This window comes from Draconibacterium sp. (assembly GCF_041583095.1).
In the GTDB taxonomy this organism is placed as follows: Bacteria; Bacteroidota; Bacteroidia; order Bacteroidales; family Prolixibacteraceae; genus Draconibacterium.
Map to the genome: position 1 here is coordinate 1 of NZ_JBFHGM010000062.1, position 21,084 is coordinate 21,084.

The 21,084-nt window shown below is 40.4% G+C and carries 21 protein-coding genes; 12 read left to right on the forward strand and 9 right to left on the reverse strand.

The window, feature by feature from the left end; all coding sequences use genetic code 11:
- From ABZB17_RS08085 to ABZB17_RS08125, 9 genes are all read left to right on the forward strand, one after another.
- The coding region (locus ABZB17_RS08085) for a hypothetical protein (protein ID WP_372649258.1) at window positions 1–1,264 on the forward strand (1,264 nt) is incomplete at its 5' end.
- 37 nt (window positions 1,265–1,301) lie between these two features.
- Window positions 1,302–2,945, forward strand: coding sequence for a hypothetical protein (locus tag ABZB17_RS08090; protein WP_372649260.1), 1,644 nt, complete (start codon window positions 1,302–1,304; stop codon window positions 2,943–2,945).
- Between the two features lie 19 nt (window positions 2,946–2,964).
- Window positions 2,965–3,618, forward strand: a complete 654-nt coding sequence (gene lptC, locus ABZB17_RS08095; RefSeq protein WP_372649263.1) for an LPS export ABC transporter periplasmic protein LptC — start codon at window positions 2,965–2,967, stop codon at window positions 3,616–3,618.
- 6 nt (window positions 3,619–3,624) lie between these two features.
- Window positions 3,625–4,890: a hemolysin family protein gene (locus ABZB17_RS08100; protein ID WP_045031356.1), complete on the forward strand. Its 1,266-nt coding sequence runs from the start codon at window positions 3,625–3,627 to the stop codon at window positions 4,888–4,890.
- Window positions 4,891–5,054: 164 nt separating this feature from the next.
- Window positions 5,055–7,181, forward strand: a complete 2,127-nt coding sequence (locus tag ABZB17_RS08105) for a peptidylprolyl isomerase (protein WP_372649265.1) — start codon at window positions 5,055–5,057, stop codon at window positions 7,179–7,181.
- A gap of 227 nt (window positions 7,182–7,408) precedes the next feature.
- Window positions 7,409–8,281 (forward strand): hypothetical protein, encoded by an 873-nt coding sequence (locus ABZB17_RS08110; protein WP_372649267.1) that lies wholly within the window; start codon window positions 7,409–7,411, stop codon window positions 8,279–8,281.
- Between the two features lie 798 nt (window positions 8,282–9,079).
- Window positions 9,080–9,697: a MarC family protein gene (locus tag ABZB17_RS08115; RefSeq protein ID WP_372649269.1), complete on the forward strand. Its 618-nt coding sequence runs from the start codon at window positions 9,080–9,082 to the stop codon at window positions 9,695–9,697.
- Window positions 9,698–9,884: 187 nt separating this feature from the next.
- Window positions 9,885–10,136, forward strand: a complete 252-nt coding sequence (locus ABZB17_RS08120; RefSeq protein ID WP_372649271.1) for a type II toxin-antitoxin system ParD family antitoxin — start codon at window positions 9,885–9,887, stop codon at window positions 10,134–10,136.
- Window positions 10,129–10,428, forward strand: coding sequence for a type II toxin-antitoxin system RelE/ParE family toxin (locus ABZB17_RS08125; protein WP_372649273.1), 300 nt, complete (start codon window positions 10,129–10,131; stop codon window positions 10,426–10,428). The genes ABZB17_RS08120 and ABZB17_RS08125 overlap by 8 nt, the downstream gene beginning before the upstream one ends.
- Window positions 10,429–10,445: 17 nt before the next feature.
- On the opposite strand, the gene ABZB17_RS08130 is transcribed toward ABZB17_RS08125, so the two are convergent.
- Window positions 10,446–10,877, reverse strand: a complete 432-nt coding sequence (locus ABZB17_RS08130; RefSeq protein WP_372649275.1) for an FKBP-type peptidyl-prolyl cis-trans isomerase — start codon at window positions 10,875–10,877, stop codon at window positions 10,446–10,448.
- A 146-nt stretch (window positions 10,878–11,023) separates the two neighbouring features.
- Between ABZB17_RS08130 and ABZB17_RS08135 the strand changes: the two genes are divergently transcribed.
- The gene (locus ABZB17_RS08135; protein WP_372649277.1) at window positions 11,024–12,313 is read left to right on the forward strand and encodes a hypothetical protein; all 1,290 of its coding nucleotides are present in this window, start codon (window positions 11,024–11,026) and stop codon (window positions 12,311–12,313) included.
- A gap of 73 nt (window positions 12,314–12,386) precedes the next feature.
- On the opposite strand, the gene ABZB17_RS08140 is transcribed toward ABZB17_RS08135, so the two are convergent.
- The 8 genes from ABZB17_RS08140 to rfaE2 all read right to left on the reverse strand — a co-directional run bounded on the left by ABZB17_RS08140 (window position 12,387) and on the right by rfaE2 (window position 19,264).
- On the reverse strand, window positions 12,387–13,094 hold the full coding sequence (locus ABZB17_RS08140) for a class I SAM-dependent methyltransferase (RefSeq protein WP_372649279.1): 708 nt from the start codon (window positions 13,092–13,094) through the stop codon (window positions 12,387–12,389).
- On the reverse strand, window positions 13,094–13,840 hold the full coding sequence (locus ABZB17_RS08145; protein WP_372649280.1) for a sulfite exporter TauE/SafE family protein: 747 nt from the start codon (window positions 13,838–13,840) through the stop codon (window positions 13,094–13,096). The genes ABZB17_RS08140 and ABZB17_RS08145 overlap by 1 nt, the downstream gene beginning before the upstream one ends.
- A 287-nt stretch (window positions 13,841–14,127) precedes the next feature.
- Window positions 14,128–14,508 carry a YkvA family protein gene (locus ABZB17_RS08150; RefSeq protein WP_303922937.1) on the reverse strand — a complete coding sequence of 127 codons (381 nt, stop codon included), beginning with the start codon at window positions 14,506–14,508 and terminating at the stop codon, window positions 14,128–14,130.
- A 7-nt stretch (window positions 14,509–14,515) separates the two neighbouring features.
- Entirely contained in the window at window positions 14,516–15,532 is a 1,017-nt protein-coding gene (gene dusB / locus ABZB17_RS08155) for a tRNA dihydrouridine synthase DusB (protein WP_372649282.1), read from the reverse strand.
- A 53-nt stretch (window positions 15,533–15,585) separates the two neighbouring features.
- The gene (locus ABZB17_RS08160; RefSeq protein WP_372649284.1) at window positions 15,586–16,776 is read right to left on the reverse strand and encodes an amidohydrolase family protein; all 1,191 of its coding nucleotides are present in this window, start codon (window positions 16,774–16,776) and stop codon (window positions 15,586–15,588) included.
- Between the two features lie 11 nt (window positions 16,777–16,787).
- On the reverse strand, window positions 16,788–17,168 hold the full coding sequence (locus ABZB17_RS08165; RefSeq protein WP_045031366.1) for a DUF4296 domain-containing protein: 381 nt from the start codon (window positions 17,166–17,168) through the stop codon (window positions 16,788–16,790).
- A gap of 171 nt (window positions 17,169–17,339) precedes the next feature.
- Window positions 17,340–18,698 carry a DNA repair protein RadA gene (gene radA / locus ABZB17_RS08170; RefSeq protein WP_372649286.1) on the reverse strand — a complete coding sequence of 453 codons (1,359 nt, stop codon included), beginning with the start codon at window positions 18,696–18,698 and terminating at the stop codon, window positions 17,340–17,342.
- Window positions 18,699–18,784: 86 nt separating this feature from the next.
- Window positions 18,785–19,264, reverse strand: coding sequence for a D-glycero-beta-D-manno-heptose 1-phosphate adenylyltransferase (rfaE2, locus tag ABZB17_RS08175; RefSeq protein ID WP_372649287.1), 480 nt, complete (start codon window positions 19,262–19,264; stop codon window positions 18,785–18,787).
- A 319-nt stretch (window positions 19,265–19,583) separates the two neighbouring features.
- Between rfaE2 and ABZB17_RS08180 the strand changes: the two genes are divergently transcribed.
- Complete coding sequence (locus tag ABZB17_RS08180; protein WP_372649289.1) at window positions 19,584–20,129, forward strand: hypothetical protein; 546 nt, start codon at window positions 19,584–19,586, stop codon at window positions 20,127–20,129.
- A gap of 55 nt (window positions 20,130–20,184) precedes the next feature.
- Window positions 20,185–20,883: a hypothetical protein gene (locus tag ABZB17_RS08185; RefSeq protein WP_372649291.1), complete on the forward strand. Its 699-nt coding sequence runs from the start codon at window positions 20,185–20,187 to the stop codon at window positions 20,881–20,883.
- Window positions 20,884–21,084: the final 201 nt, after the last annotated feature.

The window sequence follows — 21,084 nt, forward strand, 5'->3', positions numbered from 1 at the left end:
AGTAAGTTTTTTGATCGCCGGGTTATTATTTTTCCCGGCTGTATTGTTTGCACAGTTTAATAATAATACCACATCGCCGTATTCGCGTTATGGTCTTGGTGATTTGCAGCCCTATTCGCTCGGACGTTCGTCGGCAATGGGAGGAGCGAGCCTTGCAAGCAGATACAAAATGCAGATAAATGCGGCCAACCCCGCCAGTTACACATCGCTTGATTCGCTCAACTTTATTTTTGAGTTTGGTTTGGAAGGCAAATTTGCCAATAACCAAACCGAAAGCACAAGTATGAAGACGAATGATATAAACTTCAAGTATTTTGCCATGAGCTTCCGGATAACCGACTGGGCGGCAACAAGCTTAAGTTTAACACCCTATTCGGATGTAGGTTATTACGTAACGTCAACTGCCGACATTGAAAATGTTGGAAACGTTTACAACACATACTACGGAGCGGGAACCATTTCGAATGCCCGTTGGGGAATTGCTATCGAACCCATTAAAAACGTGTCGGTTGGTGCAAACCTGAATTACCGTTTCGGGCAATTAAACCGAAATACGGAAGTAACTTTTGCCGATCCAACATTTTATAATGTACAACGGTATTCAACAGTTCGTATACGCGATTTTGGATTGGATTTAGGAGCACAGGCAACCCTGCCATTGAAAAATGATAAAAGTTTAACATTTGGATTGGTGTTCGCCAATTCACCTGAATATACCGACTTTGTATCCGATATTATTCAGAAAAACCTGTCGTACGGAGGTGCACTGGATCAGGATACATTGAACTATCGCGAAGAAGAGGAGGGAAAGTTGACTTTCCCAATGATGATAGGCGGGGGACTATCGTTGGCCAAAGAAAATGTGTATGAAATAAATGTAGATTATTACCACGAAGGATGGGCCAACGCCGAATTTTTAGGAGGTAAAAGCAATTTCTTAACAGATTTAAATAAATTTGCGATTGGGGCTGAGTGGATTCCGGATAAGTTTTCGATCAGAAGTTTTATTAACCGTGTTGCATATCGCGCCGGTTTGAAATACGAACAAACTTACCATACCTTCGCCGGACAGCACATAAATGACTTTGGCATAAGTTTTGGTGTTGGATTACCACTGTATCGCTCTAACTCAACACTTAATCTAAGTGCCGAGTTCGGGCAAAGAGGAACAAAAGAATATAATTTGGTACTCGAAAAATATGCAAAAGTGAATGTGAGTGTAAGCTTACACGACTTATGGTTTATGCAGCGAAAAATTGACTAGAATTCAAAAAAAAAAGAAAAAACAAATAAAACTCATTATGAAAGCTATTTTACGCATATCTCTTTTAATCGCAGCAGTTGTAATGGTCGGTATTACAGGTGCACAGGCGCAAAGAGTTGTTAAAGGAACTGTTTACATCGACGGAGAACCGGCTGCTGGTATTACTGTTGAAGCCCATAAGGGTGGAGAAATGATGACCAGTTTTGATGGAAAGTATGAAGTTGAAGCTGATGAAAAATCAAAATACATCAGGTTTACATTTATCGATGAATCAAAAAAATTAGACATCGAAGGCAAATCAGGCGATGTGTTTGATTTTGCATTTAGCGGAAGTCTTCCTTCTGGCGATGGCGAAAAAGAAGAAACCGGAGAAGTAAACCTAAGCACTTTGGAAGAACTGATGAAAGCTCAGGATAGAGATTTCTTAAACGAGCTTAGTTTGTATGGTGAATTCTTCAAACAAAAAGACTATAAGTCAGCTATTCCACACTGGCAAAAGCTGTATAACATGTATCCTAAATCTACCATGAACCTATATATTCACGGTTCTAAGATTTACGAGCACCAGATTGAAACTGCCAAAACTGATGCTGAACGCGATAGGTACATTGATTTGTACATGAAATTGTACGACAAACGAATGAAGTACTTTGGCGAACGTGGTTATGTGCTAGGTCGTAAAGGTACATCATGGTTAAAATACAAATTAGACCAGAACAGAGATAAAGCACCTGAAGGTGATGCTTTAAAAGCAATTCATAAGTCGGGTTATGCGTGGTTGTCTGAATCGGTTGAGCTGCAAGGCGACCAAACTGAACCACCTGTACTTCTGTTGTACATGCAAACAACTGTTGCATTATTCAAGTTGGGTGAACTTCCAAAAGAGCAGGTAGTTAAAAATTACGAAGTTTCGACTGCAATTGCAAATAAAATTGTTGAGGCTAACGAAGATGCAGATAAGGTAAAACTAACACAGGAAACAGTAATTCCTTATATCGAAAATATTTTCGGAAAATCAGGTGCTGCTGATTGCGAAGCTTTAATTAGCATTTACGAACCTCAGTACCACGATAATTCAAACGATGCTGATTTTATCAAATCAATGTTGCGTCGTTTGGGTAGAGCCGGATGTACTGAAACTGAACTTTTTGGTTTAGCTACCGAGCGTTTGTACGAACTTGATCCTTCGGCCGAAGCAGCATTTAACATGGCTCGTCGTTTCCTGAAAAAGGACGATGTTGAAAAAGCACGTGAATACTACCAAATGGCTATTGACCAGGAAACTGATGATAAATTGAAAGCTACTTACCATTACGAGCGCGGTTTGGTTCGTTTTACAAAAGACGGTAACTATGTTGGAGCACGTAACGATGCCAGAAGAGCTCTTGAGTTGGATCCTGATTTATGTGATGCAAACTTGCTGATTGCAAACATCTATGTTGCTGCTTCACAAAAGTTTGACGGATCGGCCATGGAGAAATCAGCAGTATTCTGGGTAGCATGCGACTACTTCGCAAAAGCACGTCGCGGCGAAGACTGTGCAATCGATGCAGCAGAAAACCTTAGAAAATACAAAGCTTATTTCCCTAACAAAGAAGAAGCATTTATGGAAGGACTACAGGAAGGTTCTACATATCACGTAGGAGGTTGGATTAATGAAAACACAAAAGTTCGCTTCTAACATATTGCAACTAATAAAATTGTCTCGTATTGCAGTTCCCGTGTTGGGAACTGCAATACTTTTCTTTGCTTGTAAGAAAAACGACATTGATAAGATAAAAGCTTTTAGCTCCCCCGAAAATTTGCCGGTTTTAGAGGCTACAAATTTCGAAACACTCAATACCGACTCTGGTACAGTTCGCTTTTCGCTTAAAGCCCCAAAATTACTTCGCTTCGAAAACGATGGCCAGATGTTCCACGAATTCCCCGAAGGTTTATTGCTTATTGAATACGACGAGAACTATAAAATAACTTCCAGTATTAAGGCAGATTATGCCAAGGAATTTATTAAGGAAGAAAAGTGGGAAGCCAAAAATAATGTGGTAGTTACCAATGAAAAAGGAGACTCGTTAAAAACCGAACACCTTATTTGGGACGAAAAACACGAAACGATCTTTACCGAAGAATATGTGAAGATTATTAGTGCCGACAAAATTATTACAGGAACAGGGTTAACATCGGACCAGAATATGCAAAACTGGAAAATTACAAATCCGAAAGGTGTTATTTATGTTGCGGTAGATAATAAAAACCAGCCCGACCAAACAGAAAACAAAATTGAAAAGCCTAAAGCGGAAATAAACGATCCGGTAATTTCGAAAACACCACCCAAAAAAGCTGTAAACTTTAACTAGCTATTTATGAACCCGTATTTGCTGATTCTGATAACGATCATTCTCTCAGCCTTTTTTTCAGGAATGGAGATTGCTTTTGTGTCAGCGAATAAACTGCGTCTCGAGCTCGATAAACAATCCGATCCGTTTAGCTCAAAATTACTAAGGTTTTTAACCCATAATGGTGGTCAGTATATTGCTACCATGTTGGTTGGCAACAACATCGCGCTTGTGGTTTACGGTATTGCTTTTGCTACTGTTTTAGAGCCGGTTTTGCTCAACTCAATTCAATCCGAATCAGTGGTTTTATTGCTGCAAACCATCATCTCAACATTTGTAATTTTATTGTTTGCCGAATTTTTACCAAAAACCTTATTTCGCATTTTCCCTAATTCGTTATTAAACGTTTTTGCTTTACCGCTTGCCTTTTTTTATGTGATCTTTTTCCCGGTAACACGTTTCTCGATGGGCATTACCAATTTTTTGCTGCGAAATGTTTTTAAAACCGAACCCGGCAACGAAGATAAAAACAAGGTGTTTCGCAGAATTGATCTTGATGAGTTTATAAATGAGAACGACCGGACAAGTGCAGAACATAAGGAACTTGTTGAAACCGAGATCAAACTGTTTAAGAATGCACTCGATTTCTCGAAAATAAAGCTGCGTGAAGTAATGATTCCGCGAACCGAAATAGCAATGATGGAAACAGGTGCAGCAATAAGCGATTTACGACAAAAATTTGTTGAAACCGGTTATTCCAGAATTCTGATTTACAGCGAAAGTATCGATAATATTATTGGCTATGTGCACTCTTCAATGATGTTTAAGAACCCGCAAACCATCGATCCATTCATCAAAAATGTATTGATTGTGCCCGAAACCATGCCTGCAAATAAATTGCTGAGCACCTTTATTCAGGAGCATCGCAGTATAGCCATTGTTGTTGACGAATTTGGCGGAACTGCCGGAATGGTAACCAGCGAAGATATTCTGGAAGAAATATTTGGCGAAATTGAAGACGAACACGACGTTAAAGGTATTATTGAAAAGAAAATAGGCGATAACGAATTCATCTTCTCAGCACGGGCCGAAATCGATATGCTGAATGAAAAGTATTTCCTCGAACTTCCCGAAAACGAAGAGTTTGAAACACTTGCCGGTTTTATACTTTACAACTACGAAAGTATACCAAAAGTGAACTCGGTTATAAAAATCGAAAAATTTCAGTTTAAAATCCTAAAGGCAACCAATACTAAAATCGAATTGGTGAAACTCAAACTTCTTAACGATTAATCCTGTAAAGACTTAGGGTGGTAAAACGCTGGTAGTCTGCTAATTCCAAGCTTGTTTCGGGCATTGGTAAAAAATATTCGATATTAGAGGTAAAACAGTTAAAATTATTATCTTCGTAGCTCGAAAAATTCAAACGATTTTAGACAAAAAATAACTGTAAATCAATGGCAACGTTACAAAACATTAGAACGAAAGCAGGATTGTTAGTAGCAATTGTAATCGGTTTATCATTGGCAGCGTTCATCCTTGGCGATTTATTGCAAGGAGGTTCGTCGATGTTTCAGAGAAACCGATTAGAAGTTGGAGTAATTGATGGTGAATCAATTCAATATCCTGAATTTCAGCAAGAGGTAGAAGAACTTGGGGAGATATTCAAACAAAACTATGGGCAAAATCAGTTAGATGATAATACCTGGACACAAGTGCGTGAACAGGCCTGGCAACGTAAAATTGCCGAGATTGTTATGGGTGAAGCCTACGAAGATCTTGGTATTGAAGTTAGCTCAGAAGAGTTATTCGATATGCTTCAGGGAGCAAATCCACACCAAATTGTTCGTCAAATATTCAGCAACCCGCAAACCGGTCAGTTCGATCGTAATTCGGTAGTTCGTTTCCTGAAAAACATGGAAACAGGCTTAATATCGCCTGAAGACCGTGCATCATGGTTAAACATCGAGCAACAAATTGTTGAAGAACGTACACAAAGCAAATACACTTATATGGTGGCAAAAGGTATGTACGTTACAGGCGAGCAGGCTGAGACCAGTGCAACAGCCGGAAACAAATTGGTTAATTTCGATTACATCGCTTTACCACACAGTAGTGTTGCCGACGAAGATGTTACCGTTACGGAAACAGATCTGAAAAATTATTACAACGCACATAAAGAAGATTACGAAACAGAAGCCAGCAGAAGAATTGAATACATTGCTTATCCGGTTGAACCATCGGAAAAAGATTTTGCTGACGCTGAAGAGTGGATCACAGATATTAAAGCTGATTTTGAAGAAACTGAGAATACCATTCAGTTTGTTGACACCAACTCGGACATTAGCTTTAACGATGCCTGGGACAAAAAAGACGACCTTCCGGAAGCCGTTGGTAACTGGATTTTCGACGAAGGTGCTGAGGTTGGCTCAGTATACGGTCCTTACAAAGAAGGTGAGTCATTTACTTTGGTAAAATTATACAAATCGGAAATGATGCCCGATTCGGTTGAGGCGCGTCATATCTTATTGCAGGTAACCAATCAGGCCGAAGCTATTCTTGCACAGCAATTGGCCGACAGCTTGAAAACAATGATTGAAAATGGTGCTGATTTTGCCGAACTGGCACGTACCAATTCAGATGATCAGGGTTCTGCAATCAACGGTGGCGATTTAGGTTGGTTCCAGCGTGGTCAAATGGTGAAACCTTTCGAAAATGCCGCTTTTAACAATACAACTGATAGTGTTACAATGGTTGCAACACAATTCGGAATTCATCTGGTACAAACTACCAAACGTGGAAAACTTACACGTCAGGTGCAGGTGGCATACCTTACCCGCAATGTTGAGCCAAGCACAAGAACTTACCAGAATGTATATTCTAAAGCAAGCCAGTTTGTAGGTGAAAACCCAACTGCCGAAGCATTTAACACTGCAGTAACCGAGCAAGGCCTTACAAAAAGGGTAGCCAATGTTAGCGAAAATCAGCGTACAATTGTTGGTTTGGAAGATGCCCGTACTTTAATTAGAGCTGCATACGAAGCTGAGGTTAATGATATTTTGACTAACAACCAGGATTCACGCATCTTCGAACTGGGCGACAATTTTGTAATTGCCATTTTAGCAAGCAAAACTGAAAAAGGAATTGCTCCTTTCGAAGACGTAAAAGCACGTGTTGAGTTAGCAGTAACAAAGGAGAAAAAAGCTGAATTGTTGGTTGAGAAAGCAGAAGCTGCTTTAAACGGCAATGCAGATTTAGCCGCTGCCGCTACAGCTCTTGATACTGAAGTTCAGACTGCAAATGCAATTAACTTTAACTCGTTCTCGGTTCCCGGAATTGGTCTGGAACCTGCAGTAATTGGAACAGTTGCAGCACTTGATGTTGACGAAGTATCGGAACCAATTGCAGGAAACAACGGTGTTTATGTTGTAATGCCTACTTCGGTTAGCGAAGGTGCCGGTGTTGATGTAGCAGCCGAGAAAATGCGTTTGGCGCAAACAAACACTTACCGTGTTGGTTCGGAAGTATTTAATGTATTCCGTAACTCGGTAGAAATAGAAGACAAAAGAGCGAAGTTCTATTAGTAGAATAACGCACAACGATAGTTAAAGCCGTTCCTTTATTAGGAGCGGCTTTTTTCTTAGTCGCAAGTCTACACCAGAATTTATAGACTACCCCTGATTGTACCTCTCAGCAGGTACCTGGATTTGTGCAGATATGTTTTGATGAAATAAAAAGAAGAAAGCACATTCTATACTATTTTTTAGGAAAAAACGTTAAGTTTGACGATAAACCTTTATAATTCAATGCTATGAGAAATACACTATTGGTCGTTTTGGGCTTGTTGATTCTGTTAATCACAGCCTGTAAAGAAGTTGATAAGAGAACCATCACATCCGATGAAGCCACTGTTTTGGTAATGGAAGCTGCAACTGCTTACAGTATTTATACTTCCACGCAGGAAGAAGGAACCAGTGCCGGTTTTCAATCGGAGGGCATGCTGAAAAGCGCAACAACTACAAACGAAAATTATCCGCAAATTTCTATTGAGCCACTCGATCTTACCTCCTGGCCAAAAACCATAACTGTGGATTATGGCCCTGAAAATATTTTGGGATTAGATAACCATGAGCGGAGAGGGAAATTGATTATTACTGCCGATAATTTCCCTGGAGTTAGCGGAGCTGAATGGGAAATCACCTTCGACGATTTTTATCACGACGACTATAAAGTAGAAGGCGTGCAAACCATTGCTTACAGCGGCCCAAATGCCAGCGAACACCCGGTATATACCTGTACCGTAAGCGATGGCGTAATTACTGCACCTAATGGTAAAAGGTTTTATTTCGAGCAACAAACACAGCGCGAATGGATAAGTGGCTACGATACGCATATGGTAACAAGTGGTGAAACCTCCGATTTTTGCGATGATAATTTCCAAATAACAGGAACCCACAATGGAACGAGCTCCGACGGATATGCCTACACCATGTCTACAACAACACCACTGCTGATTAGTAATTGTTGCCGTTGGATTAAAGAAGGAGTGCTGTACATTGGCCTCGAGGATTACGACCTGAGTTGTGAAATTGACTACCGGCCTGGTTCCGATACAGGAGATGCTTGTAATAATCTGGCAAGTGTTACCGTATTCGGAGAAAGCGTAGCAGTTAATCTGCCATAATAAGATAGAATCTGAAGATTTTCCCCAAACCAGGCTGAAAGTAAGAGACCGGGGCTGTATAAATGATATAAATACAGCCCCGGTTTTTTGCATGATACGCCGATAATGATTGGGGAAGTAAATGGCGAATCGAATTTTTCCCTGTTTCAACTGTGGTGGGCTGTTCGGGATGCAGAATTGATTCTCCCCGGCCGTGGAGCTGTGTTTTGAAAATATTTTTTCGTTTCCACAGCGGTGGAGAAGGATTTTGAAAGTTTATTTTTAACCCGACCGCTGTCGAGTTAAATCCTGAAAGTTGTTTTTGTTGCCGACGGCTGTCGAGTTAAATCCTGAAAGTTTTTTTTGTTGCCGACGGCTGTCGAGTTGAAAATCAGAAATATTTTTGCTTGTCGACAGCATAAATCATCGATTTTGAAAATTTATTTTGTTGCCGACGACTGTAGGATTAAAAACTGACAGCTGATTTTGTTGTCGACAGCTGTCGGGCTTCATTGCAACGATAAATTTTATCAATACTGTGCATGTTTCATACTTACAGGCCGGTATAAACGTTAAAGCTGGCACTTTGTACGAAAACAAGCACTTTACGTTGAATACAAAAAGGGGAAACACAGCCAACGCTCACACCTTCCTTTTACCAATAACAAATTGTTGCCAGGGTGCAATTCAACAGAATTGATGTTTGAAAGCTATTGCATTCCTGATTTGTATTTTTATATTTATCGCAACAGCTACACTTCATAATTTAATCAATATTGAAGAAGAGGCTCAAACAACATATAAAAAACCGGAAAAGACATGACCGAATTTACAAGATCGATACTGTTATTACTTGTTTTATTAAATCCGTTTTTGGTAATTGTTTATTTAATCGACATTGTTCAGAAGCTCGATAATAAGCAGTTTCGGCGGGTTTTAATTCGTGCCGGTTTTATTTCGTGTATTGCATTCTGCAGTTTTGCTGTGGTTGGCGATCGTATTTTCTCCGATGTATTTCAGGTTCGTTTTGCTTCGTTTCAGTTGTTTGGTGGTATTGTTTTCCTGCTCATCGGGCTGCAGTTTGTTTTTCGCGGGCCAACTGCCATTGAGATATTGCGTGGCGAATCGAAACACATTGCCGGAGCCATTGCTATGCCGGTTTTAATTGGCCCCGGTACCATTAGTGCCAGCGTGGTTATTGGTAAACGTAACGACATTCTTATATCGTGCGCATCCATTGTTGTGGCGGTTATGCTGTGTATTCTGGTATTGGTGGTTTTAAAATTTTTGCACGATGTAATTCGCCAAAAACGGGAAGAATTGATTGAGCGTTATTTCGATTTGGCCGGACGTATTACCGCGCTGTTTGTTGGTTCGGTAGCCATTGAAATGATTATGGCGGGCGTAAAAACGTGGCTGAATTTACACTGGAGTTAGCTCAGCAAATCTCTGTAGTCGCAAATCGATGATGGCTTCCCCAAAACAAAAATTAGATAGATTGAATTCTGTTTTGCATAGTAAATTTATAATATTCGTTGATATTTAGCGGATTAGTTTGATTGTTAAATAAGTTAGACTTGATTGATATACCAATATTTGGTATATTTGGTAAAAATTAATAGAGATGAATAAGAATACTTCAATATCGCTCGGAAACTATTTTGATCAATTTGTTCAGGATAGCATTTCTAAAGGTCGATATAAAAATGCGAGTGAGGTTATTCGTGCCGGGTTACGACTTTTAGAAGAAGAAGAGAGCAAAGTAGTAGCATTAAAAAATGCCATACGGGAGGGAGTTGCAAGTGGAATAGCTCATGATTTTGATCCGAAAGAACATCTTGAATCTTTAAAAGCAAAGAAACAGTTAAATGGCTGACTATTACTTTACGAATAAAGCAGTTGATGATTTAACTCAAATTTGGGATTATACATTTGAAGAATGGTCGAAAAGACAGGCCAATAAATATTATAATGAATTGATAGCTGCTTGTAAAAAAATAGCTAGGAATTCAGCTCTTGGTCGAAAATATTCCAAAGTAAGTCCTGATCTACTCGGGTTTCATGTTAACCGACACATTATCTTTTTCCGGCAGATAAATCCAGATTTTGTAGAAATAACAAGGATTTTACATGAGTCGATGGATTTAAAAATGCGTCTGTTGGAATAACCGGCATTTTCATGCTCTCAGCAAATCTCCACCAAACGAATATCAAAACTCAACACGGCATTTGGTGGAATTTTATTTCCGGTACCTTTTCGTCCCCAGGCCAGTTCCGAAGGCACCCAGAATTTATAACGGCTGCCAACGCTCATCATAGGTAAACCTTCCTGCAATCCTTCGATAAGTTCTTCTATTTTAACTTCGTCGGGCTGGTTTTGGCGGTAAGTGTCTTCCAGAATTTTACCGTCGAGGAGCAAAGCGCGCTGATGAATTTTAACCGTATCGAAAAGACCCGGTTTTGGCCCCTGTTTTTCTTCCACAATTAAATACTGCAAACCACTGTCGGTTTCTAAAACTCCGGTTTTCTGCCTGTTGTTAAGTAAAAAATCATCACCCGATTTTCGGTTGTTTCCGGCCGAACCTTTGCTACGTGTTTTTTTCTCTCTGCGTGCCATTTTTCTCTTTCAATATGAAGAAGTAATACAAAGTAAATGAAAATCAGAAAGTAAGTTTTAATTATTAAAGTTGAAGTTCTATATTTGGCTTGCTTTTAATACTTATTTGCATTTAAACCAATTTAAACCTGATAAGGAGGACTAAAATGATTTTGCGCTTTCTCACCATTTTTACAGTTTTAATTTGTTTTGTATTTGGTAGTGTTTCGGGAGCCGAACACCCCGAAAAAGATGTGCGTATAAAAAGCCACGGATCGTTATCGTACAACAAACGCGATGCAAAAATTAAGGTTTATATCGAAGGCGCCCGGCTCGATATGGATTATATGCGCCGCAATATGCGTTTTGCCGATTTTGTGAACGATCCGGCCGTTGCCGATGTGCATATCATTATAAATAGCCGGGTGAGCGGTTCGGGCGGAATGGTTTATTCGTTGATGTATAACAACCTAACGTTCGAGAATTTCAGCAATTTTACAATTACCTGTACTATCCTTGCCGACGATACCAACGAAGAGGAACGCCAGAAAATTAAAGATGCACTTTCGCTGGGTTTAATGCCTTTTGTAAACCAGACAAAAGCTTCCGATCAGATAAGTTTTCGATACCGGGGCGAAGTAGAGCAGGCTCAGGTTGCTGAAGTTGACGATCCATGGAACAACTGGACTTTTAGAGGCGACATTAGTGGCAGTGTAAATCTGGAAGAAAGTAAAAAGAACTATAACTATTCGTTTTATGGGCGTGCCGATAAGGTTACCGACGAAATCAGGATACGAAACAATGCGCGTCGTTCAGTAAATACGAAGAAATACACCACCGACGGAGAAGAGTACCGTTCGGATAATACATCAACATATGGCTCGTCGAGTGTGGTGAAAAGCTTGTCATCGCGTTGGTCAACAGGTTTGTTCGGAAGTTTTTATAACAGTAATTACCGCAATACCAAATACTCAATGTCGGTTAAACCTGCTGTGGAGTATAATATTTTCCCATGGGATGTGTCGGACCGAAAAGTGTTTACCATTGCCTATTATATTGGGCCCGAGTGGATGAAATATTACGAGGAATCGATATATGACAAATTGGAAGAAAGCCTTTGGGAGCAGTCATTACGCCTTGATTTGCAGATTGTGCAAACCTGGGGCGAAGTAAAGGCCGGACTAAATGCAACGAACTATATGCACGACTGGACCAAAAACCGGATAACTTTTGATACCGATCTGTCGGTTCGTATTATTCGCGGGCTATCGGTACGAATGGGTTTTACCGTAGAAAATGTTCACGACCAGATTTACTTGCCGAAAGGTGAAATTTCGCTGGAAGATGTTTTGCTGAATAAGGTTCAGTTACCTTCGTCATTCGAGGTTGGAGCCAATGTTGGAATTCGCGTACAGTTTGGATCAATCTATAACAATATTGTGAATAACAGGATGTAGACGTAGTTACGAGTCACGAGCTGCGAGTAGCAAGTTTTAAGGACAATCTATATCAATCGTTATTCAATCTGCATCAATCTTTCTTAACTGTTGCAATAACAACCAACCTTGTGGCCATCTGAAATCCATACTGTTGTAGCGCCTTTTCTATTTCCGGGATTTGCTTTTTCAACTCGTGGTATTCCGGCCTGTCTTTAATTTGACTGAGTATTTTTATTAGCTGGTCTTTTCGCTCTGAAATATCTTCGGTACTTGGTTCTACACGATCTTTTTCCTGGTTAAAAGCCGTGCAAATTTCCAGTCCTGCCTTTTTAACCTGCTCCAGAATTTCGGCGCGGGTAAACGTGTCATTGTGGCAAACTCCATTCAACCGATCAACCGTACTCCTGAAATGATGCATGCTTTTATGTACTTCCTGTGCAGGATTCAGGTTGTCGCTAAACAGTTCGTTTACAATAATCCAGCCGCCGGGTTTTACCACGCGTTTCATTTCGTTGAAAGTTTGCTGAACATCAGGTAAATGGTGCATGGCCATTGAAATACTTGCTGCATCGAAAGTGGAATCCGGGAAATCCAGTTGTTCGCCGCTCATAATACTGAAGTGCACATCGGGATGGATTTTTGCAGCTTCTTCAAGCGATGCATTGTCCGGATCGATGCCGGTGAATTTGGTATTGTTTAAGGCTTCCTTTAAAACCGAAATAAAATTCCCGCTTCCGGTTCCAACATCCAAAACGGTGCTTACTGTTTTGTCTTGAAAAAATTGTTGTAGTTGTTCCATCAGATCAAGAGTAAAAATGCCGATAGGGCGGTTACGATAATTACAGCGGTTCGGTATAGTTTATCCGATATTTTCTGTACCATTTTTATTCCGGCAAAAGCACCAAAAGCGATGGCCGGTAAAAGCATCAGATCAAGTGTGAGCGTATCCAAGTTGATGGTTTTCCAAACGAAAATGTGCAAAGGGAATTTCGAGAAGTTTACGATCAGAAAAAACCAGGCTCCGGTGCCGATAAAGCTATTTTTTGGCAAATGCATGGCCAGAAGGTAAATGGCAAAAATGGGACCCGCTACGTTGCCAATCATCGTAGCGAAACCTCCTAAAACACCCATAGTTGCTGAGAACCACCAGGTGTCGGGGAAAAGATTTTGTCCTTTTTTGCGGTCGCGCCAAAGCATAAGGCCAATACACAGAAAAACCAAAATGGCGATTATATTTTTAAACCAGGTATCATTAACTACTTCGCCAACCCAAAGCGCAATACCAATTCCTACAAAAGCCCAGGGCAGCAGTTTCCACAGGTATTTCCACTCGGCATGACGGTGATAGTAGCCAACTCCAAATAAATCGGCCATCATTAACATCGGTAGTAAAATTCCGGTTGAGGCTTTGCCACCAAAAATTAGCGCCAGTGTGGGAACCACCAACATGGAAACACCGGGAACACCTACTTTCGACATGCCAACCAGCATGCCACATACTGCTAATAAAATCCATTGAAGTGTGGAGAAGTCAAGTTCGAGCATAGCAAAAATGTTATGGCGCTAATGTAGTAATAAATATGGAACAGGGTAGAAAAGAAAAGGTCCCGCAGAAGCGGGACCAGTCTAGCTAACAATTCGAAGGTAGATCTTACCTCCTTAAAAAACAAAAAACAAAAACCATGTTCAAGGCCTCAGCCTTACTTTCAATCACTCAACTTAAAAACATGTTAGTTACGATATATCTAACTAAATAGATGTATGCAAAGCTCATGCCATAACTTTCATAAAGGCAGTAGTTTAACCTCTGTTAACGTGCTTGCAAAAAAGTCTTAAAAAGTTTTTTTGTCAATATCCTGAAGTTCTTTAGGGTCGATTTCGCCAAACCACTCATTAAGTTTTTCGCGAGCTTTGGCCTTAATTTCGGGGGTAATGCTGCCCGCCACTGCCGAGAGGGTAAAAAGCAGTACGCCAAGGTCGTCGCTGAACCCAATTATGGGTGTCAGGTCAACAATGGCATCGGTGGGTAGGATAAAATAACCCAGTGCGGCGGCAATGCTGAGTTTGGTTTTTAATCCAACGCCTTTGTCTTCGAAAGTGTAGTACAACAACAAAACAGCATAAACAACTTTTGCTCCGGCCGCTTTGCCAAATTTCTTAAGCTTGTCCCACAACGATTGTTCAGAAAAATATTTCGAATACTTGTCGTACATAGTTGTTCTATTTTAAGCTGGCCGTTGAAAAATCGAGTTGAAATGCACCGTATTGTTCGGTAATTTGTTCAAGAATGGCGTGTACCTCGTCGTTCGTTTCGGCGCGCAGCAGTTGAATTTTTAGGTCTCTGAATTTTGGCAACCCCGGGAAATACTTGGCAAAATGACGGCGCATCATTAAAATCCCCGATCGTTCATTGTCGCGCCACTCCAGGTTTAGCTGAAGTTGTTCTTTTAATACTTCCACAACTTCGTTAACAGTTGGCTGTGGTAATTCTTCTCCGGTTTGAAGGTAATGTTTTATCTCGCGAAATAACCAGGGGCGGCCAATTGCTCCGCGCCCGATCATCAAAGCATCTACACCCGTTGCATCAAGCAATTGTTTGGCTTTTTTACCACTGTTGATGTCGCCGTTACCGATTATGGGAATTTGAATTTTCGGATTGTTTTTTACTTCTCCGATTAATGTCCAGTCGGCTTCACCGGTGTACAACTGTTCGCGCGTACGACCGTGAATGGCCAGCGCCTGAATTCCGGCATCCTGCAATCGTTCGGCCACTTCAACAATAGGTTGATTGCCTGTCGACCAGCCCAGTCGTGTTTTTGCGGTAACCGGAATTTTAACGGCTTTTACAATTTCTGCAGTCATCTTCTGCATTTTGTCCATGTCTTTTAACATAGCCGATCCGGCGCCGTGGCGCACGATCTTTTTCATGGGGCAACCGTAATTGATGTCGATAAAATCGGGTTCAAATTCTTCGGCTACCTGCGCCGCACGCACCATCGAGTCGATGTTGTGTCCATAGATCTGAATGGCCACCGGGCGGTCGAACTCAAACAAATGCATTTTTTGTTTTGTTTTTTCCACATCGCGCACCAGTGCCTCCGACGATACAAACTCGGTGTACATTACATCGGCGCCAAATTTTTTGCACATCATCCTAAACGACTTGTAGGTGACATCTTCCATCGGTGCCAGAAAAAGTGGAGTGTCCTCCAGTTCTATGTTGCCAATCTTAATCATTCATTAGAAAATTGCTGCAAAAATAGCTAAAAATATTTGGGTGGGAATTTGGGCTAAATCAATCGTTTAACTTTTGCTTTTGGAGTGAGTTTCATCGTTTTGAAATCGATGCCGGTAATCAGGTTTACACCGGGCTTTTTACCTTTTTCAAACGATCCAAAAGCAGTTGAAATGTTTAAGGCTTTTGCCCCGTTTATGCAGGCCCAAGATATCAACTCTTCCAGCGAAATAGTTGGAAAAATTTGCTGAATGGTGAGCATCTCCTGAAGTATCGAAAGTTCGGTATTCGATGCTAAACTATCGGTTCCCAAACAAATCTGCATCTTTTCTTCCCGAAAAAGATCTACCGGCGGCAGCTCATTTTCGATATAAAGATTGGAGTTGGGACACAAAACAAAATAGGTATTGGCAAGGCTGCGGTACTGTTTTAATACTTCAATATCCTCTTTTCGGGTTTGTATGTTGTGCACTAAGAGCAACTGATTTTCTTTTGGCAAATATTCAAGAATGGATTGCAACGACGATTTTCCGCTAGGTATAAAATGTTGGGTATCCAGCTTTAAATTATCGCTGAAATGTTTGGAAATAGCACCTTTTCCCGACAAAAAGAATTCCGTTTCTGCTTTGCTTTCCTGGTTGTGAATGGAGAACAGGCCTCCTTTTTCCTTTGCATGATGCTGAACTCTCCCAAACAATTCATGCGAAACGGAATAAGGCGAATGCGGAACGATGGAGGCCGAAAGATTTGCCTTTACAAACGATTCAAGCACTTGCTCTGCTTTAACAAAAGCCCGCTCAGCCCGCGTTGGATGAAAGCCAAAAACTTCAACAAAAGTGTGGTAAGTGATTTTGCTTTTTTGTTTTACCGAAAGCGAAAGATCGGAGTTGGAAACATCGCCAACAGCTGCAATTCCAGCTGCCCACATTTTTCGGTCGGCAATTTGCATGGCCTTTTCTTTGTCGGCCGGTTCACCTCTTAACTGGTTTATCTTTTCGAGAAAACCGCTAAACCCTATGTGTTTTTCTATTTTGTTGTGGAGGTGCGAAAATTCTAAATGGCAATGGGCGTTTACAAATCCGGGAACCAGAATGCCGCTGTAAAACTCCACTGCGGCTTCTTCACGGAATGAATCGCCCCGTTCCAGGATTTCGATGATCGTTCCATCATCGTCGCAAATTAAAATTCCGTTTTTTATTGGCGAGGTTGTTCCGGGGAAGACGTATGTGGCGGCGATTTTTCTCACCTTACATTTAATTATTCTTCTTCAAATGGCTCCAATTCCTCTTTTCGCCCTGAACGTTCCTGCTCCATTTCACTCAGTCGGCTCATTACTTTGCGGTACATTTTCTCAAAGTTTTTCGGGTGACTTTCGTAGAAAACCAGTGATTGCTCAAATAACGAATCGGTAACTTCATATTTCTCCAAAACCGAATAGTAAAAATCTTCTGTCTGGCTGTTTAACATGGCCGAGTCGTATCGGAAATGGTTATAAGCCGCTTCGGCCAGGTGCACGTCAACCAGCATATTGATCATTTTCTTTTCCTTAATCAAATGCTCGGGTTTGGGCATAATCTCGTTTTCGCACGCAGTGAATGCGAATACAGCAATAATTAGTATCAAAAAAGCATTTTTCATTTGGCTGCCAAATTATAAATAGTTCATTCGTTTTTCAAAAAAAGGTCGTTAAAAAAGCTTATTTGTGCTGTTTTATAAAATGTTTCTCGCAGATTTCGCAAATACCGCTGATTTTATAGCAAGCTGAAATATTTTTCTGCGTAATTCTGCGCCATCTGCGAGAAATTATTTTTATGCGAAAATGGTTTTAAATACTTCTTCTACCCGGCTTACTTTTACAATATCGATTTTAAATTTCGATGCATCGAAACCTTTGTTCAGTGTTGGTACATAAATGCGCGAAAATCCCAGTTTGGCAGCCTCGGCAATACGTTGCTCGATGCGGCTTACGGCGCGTATTTCCCCGGTTAATCCAACCTCGCCGGCAAAACATATTTTGTGGTTTATGGCAATGTCGATATTCGACGAAAGAATGGAGCAAATAACCGCCAAATCAGTTGCCGGATCATTGATTTTCAGTCCGCCTGCAATATTCAGGAACACATCTTTTGCGATGAGTTTAAAACCGGCGCGTTTTTCCAAAACGGCCAAAAGCATGTTCAGTCGGCGCAAATCAAAACCTGTTGATGAGCGCTGAGGTGTTCCGTAAGCTGCAGAGCTTACCAAGGCCTGAATTTCAATTAGGAAAGGTCGCACACCTTCAACGGTTGCTGCAATGGCGGTGCCACTTACATCGACGTTTACTTTTGAAATTAACTGCTCGGATGGATTGGTGATTTCGCGCAAACCGTCGCTGCGCATCTCAAAAATACCCAGTTCGTTGGTAGATCCAAAGCGGTTTTTGTTCGAGCGCAAAATGCGGTACATATAATTGGTGTCGCCTTCAAACTGCAAAACGGTATCAACCATGTGCTCCAGAACTTTTGGTCCGGCAAGACTGCCTTCTTTAGTGATGTGACCGATAAGCACCACGGCAACATGATTCTTTTTGGCAAATTTTAAAATAGCCGAAGTACACTCGCGAACCTGCCCAACCGAACCCGGCGATGATTCGATCAATTCTGTTGAAATGGTTTGTATCGAATCGATGATCAGCAGCTCCGGTTTTGCCTGTTCACTTTGTGCGATAATATGTTCCAGCGATGTTTCGCTTAAAAACAGGCAGTTACTTTTTGCATTGCTCAAACGTTCGGCACGCAGTTTTATCTGTTGCAGGCTTTCTTCTCCTGAAATGTACAGAATCTTTTTCCCGTTTAAACCCAACGCCAGCTGAAGTGCCAGTGTTGATTTCCCAATTCCGGGATCGCCACCTAAAAGTATCAGCGAGCCGGGAACGATTCCGCCACCCAAAACCCGGTTGAATTCTTCAATCCCCACCGAAATACGCTGTGTTCTGGCCATTTCGATATTTTCGAGCGTAATGGGTTGGTTGCCCGAAATCTGCACCGAAAGTTTTCCGATAGATTGTTTCTTCTCTACAATCTCCTCAACGTAGGTGTTCCACTCGTTGCAGGCGGAGCATTTCCCGAGCCATTTGGGCGATTGGGCGCCGCAGCTCTGGCAGGTGTATATGGTTTTTGTTTGTGCCATTCTTTTCTGTGTTACTCTGTGCGGTTCTCTGTTATCTCAATGGTATAAAATTTAACCGAGAGAATGCTAAGGTTTACACGGAGTTGTTAAAGGTTTTTAATTCGTTCAATAATTTCGCTGGTTGAAATTCCTTCAATCAATTCAAGCGTTTCCACTTTTCCGCCGTTATTTAATACGGTATCGTGGCCGGCAATTTCATGAATTTCGTATTGGGCACCTTTTATCAAAACGTCGGGGATGATCTTTGCAATAATCTCGGCCGGCGTTTCTTCATCAAAAAGAATTACCGCGTCAACACATTCAAAGGCAGCCAACACTTCGGCGCGTGCCTGTTCGTTTAAAATGGGGCGCTTATCGCCTTTTAATAATTTTACCGAAACATCGGAATTCAGGCCAACAACCAATTTGGTGCCAAATGCTGCCGATTTGTGCAGCGAATCAACGTGCCCGTTATGAATAAGATCGAAACAACCGTTGGTAAAAACGATAGTGTTGTTACTGCCTTTCCAAATTTCAAGCAGGGGACGGAACGATTCAAAATCCTTAAAAATCTTTGATTTAAACATGAGATTCATAATTGTCAAAAATAACTATTAAATTGAAGTATCACTATTGCATTTAAAAGGATGTGTGAATTATTTTTATTCATTCTAAATCCCCCCCCCCTAAACTAATTTTTAACATATTATATTTTGAAAAAGAGAATTTGTTGAATTATATTTAAGCAGTCGTTAAAAGAACCCCTGTTCTTCGACACAAATTTTCAGGATAAGGATAATATATTGTGAGGTAGAAAATAAAACACAGTTGTGTTTTAGGATGAAAGAAATAAAGTTGTTGAAGTCAACTAATATATAATTTCAGAAAACTATAAAACATACTAAAATGAGAAAAATTACACTCGTATTTCTATTATTTCTTTTTGTAAAAATTTCGTTCGGACAAGATGACAGTCAGTTAATTAAAAGTGGATTAAAACTTACTTTCTTAAATCCAGGAATGGAATATGAATTTAAGTTGTCAGAAAAATCAACTTTCGCTTTAAATCTTGGCATCGGTTATGGTGGTTCATACAAAGACCTAAAAACCAGCGGGGATGGATTCATGTATTTGTTATCACCGTTTTACGATATGCAGTATCGCAATTACTACAATATAACGAAAAGAAATAGTGCCGGTAAAAATGTAAAGTATAACTCATCTAATTACTTTGGAGTAAGATTTCTGGTTCGAGGACCGGAGATTGCTTCCAGTTTTTCAAGAACTTCAGAAGTGGATTATGCATTTGGACCAACATGGGGAATACAGCGCTCTTTTAATCAATTTTATGTTTTATTTGATGTTGGGCCATATGTTTATTTTGACATGAAAGGGAAGTATGGATTTTTGCCCATGTTTCAGCTTAACATCGGTTATAATCTTAGAAAATGATCTTATTAACTGTGCCCAAATTGGGCACAGTTTTTTTATATAAACAATATTCCAAATGACTAAAATATTTTCAACGCTCAACACTCCTATTTTAATCTTATTTTGGGTTTTTATGGAAACTCTTAGTCCTACTGAGTGTAGTGCACAAGACGAAAAATTCCCTGCTCATTTAAATTTTGATATGGGTACGAACGCATTTGTGCTTGATAATGAAGATTTCGGATATTATTTTGGCTTAGGTTATGAGTATTATTTATCTAGGAAATTTGCCTTTGAACTGAAAGGATACGCGGGGAAGAATTCTCATAAAAAAATAAAGCCCATTGGTGGTGAAGTCGTTCCATATGGTAACGATTATATATTATTTACCGAAGCCAGTTATTACACACTCAGCCTGTGTCCACGGTTTTACCAGGAATTATCTGATATTATTTTCTTTTTTGCCGATGTGAATTTGGGATTTGAGAGCTCGAAAAGTAACGCCACTTTTGGAAATGAGGAAACCGAGGAAGAAGATTATCTTGGAAGCTCAAAGTCTTCTTTTAAATGGTATCCGGGATTTCATGCAGGGTTTAAAGTTATTGCAGAAGATCTTTCCGTGTGGTTTTATGTGGGTTGGGAGAAGGTTGATTTGGGAAGAAGTTTAAATGAATTGCCGATTTCGGAAACCGGAGTTTTTGAGAATTATTCGGGTGATACAGAATTTTTGCAACTCGGTATTCGTTTGGGTGTTCCTTTAGGAAAGAATAGATAGGTTTTATCAGAAACGTTTCAATGATAGACAAAAACTTCCAAATAAAAAACCTCGCAGTTAAAACTACGAGGTTCACAATTATATCGTAAATGTATTTTATACCACAGTATTCGTCTCGATATCGGGGAAGATCAAACTTGGCTTAAATGTTTTGGCTTCCTCAAAATCCATTAAAGCATACGAAATGATGATTACTACATC

What these genes read in the sequence shown, in the direction of transcription:
- ABZB17_RS08090 (WP_372649260.1), top strand. Translation starts at nt 1,302, where the DNA reads ATGAAAGCTATTTTACGCATATCTCTTTTAATCGCAGCAGTTGTAATG.
- ABZB17_RS08100 (WP_045031356.1), top strand. Translation starts at nt 3,625, where the DNA reads ATGAACCCGTATTTGCTGATTCTGATAACGATCATTCTCTCAGCCTTT.
- ABZB17_RS08105 (WP_372649265.1), top strand. Translation starts at nt 5,055, where the DNA reads ATGGCAACGTTACAAAACATTAGAACGAAAGCAGGATTGTTAGTAGCA.
- ABZB17_RS08110 (WP_372649267.1), top strand. Translation starts at nt 7,409, where the DNA reads ATGAGAAATACACTATTGGTCGTTTTGGGCTTGTTGATTCTGTTAATC.
- ABZB17_RS08115 (WP_372649269.1), top strand. Translation starts at nt 9,080, where the DNA reads ATGACCGAATTTACAAGATCGATACTGTTATTACTTGTTTTATTAAAT.
- ABZB17_RS08120 (WP_372649271.1), top strand. Translation starts at nt 9,885, where the DNA reads ATGAATAAGAATACTTCAATATCGCTCGGAAACTATTTTGATCAATTT.
- ABZB17_RS08125 (WP_372649273.1), top strand. Translation starts at nt 10,129, where the DNA reads ATGGCTGACTATTACTTTACGAATAAAGCAGTTGATGATTTAACTCAA.
- ABZB17_RS08130 (WP_372649275.1), bottom strand. Translation starts at nt 10,877, where the DNA reads ATGGCACGCAGAGAGAAAAAAACACGTAGCAAAGGTTCGGCCGGAAAC.
- ABZB17_RS08135 (WP_372649277.1), top strand. Translation starts at nt 11,024, where the DNA reads ATGATTTTGCGCTTTCTCACCATTTTTACAGTTTTAATTTGTTTTGTA.
- ABZB17_RS08140 (WP_372649279.1), bottom strand. Translation starts at nt 13,094, where the DNA reads ATGGAACAACTACAACAATTTTTTCAAGACAAAACAGTAAGCACCGTT.
- ABZB17_RS08145 (WP_372649280.1), bottom strand. Translation starts at nt 13,840, where the DNA reads ATGCTCGAACTTGACTTCTCCACACTTCAATGGATTTTATTAGCAGTA.
- ABZB17_RS08150 (WP_303922937.1), bottom strand. Translation starts at nt 14,508, where the DNA reads ATGTACGACAAGTATTCGAAATATTTTTCTGAACAATCGTTGTGGGAC.
- dusB (WP_372649282.1), bottom strand. Translation starts at nt 15,532, where the DNA reads ATGATTAAGATTGGCAACATAGAACTGGAGGACACTCCACTTTTTCTG.
- ABZB17_RS08165 (WP_045031366.1), bottom strand. Translation starts at nt 17,168, where the DNA reads ATGAAAAATGCTTTTTTGATACTAATTATTGCTGTATTCGCATTCACT.
- radA (WP_372649286.1), bottom strand. Translation starts at nt 18,698, where the DNA reads ATGGCACAAACAAAAACCATATACACCTGCCAGAGCTGCGGCGCCCAA.
- rfaE2 (WP_372649287.1), bottom strand. Translation starts at nt 19,264, where the DNA reads ATGTTTAAATCAAAGATTTTTAAGGATTTTGAATCGTTCCGTCCCCTG.
- ABZB17_RS08180 (WP_372649289.1), top strand. Translation starts at nt 19,584, where the DNA reads ATGAGAAAAATTACACTCGTATTTCTATTATTTCTTTTTGTAAAAATT.
- ABZB17_RS08185 (WP_372649291.1), top strand. Translation starts at nt 20,185, where the DNA reads ATGACTAAAATATTTTCAACGCTCAACACTCCTATTTTAATCTTATTT.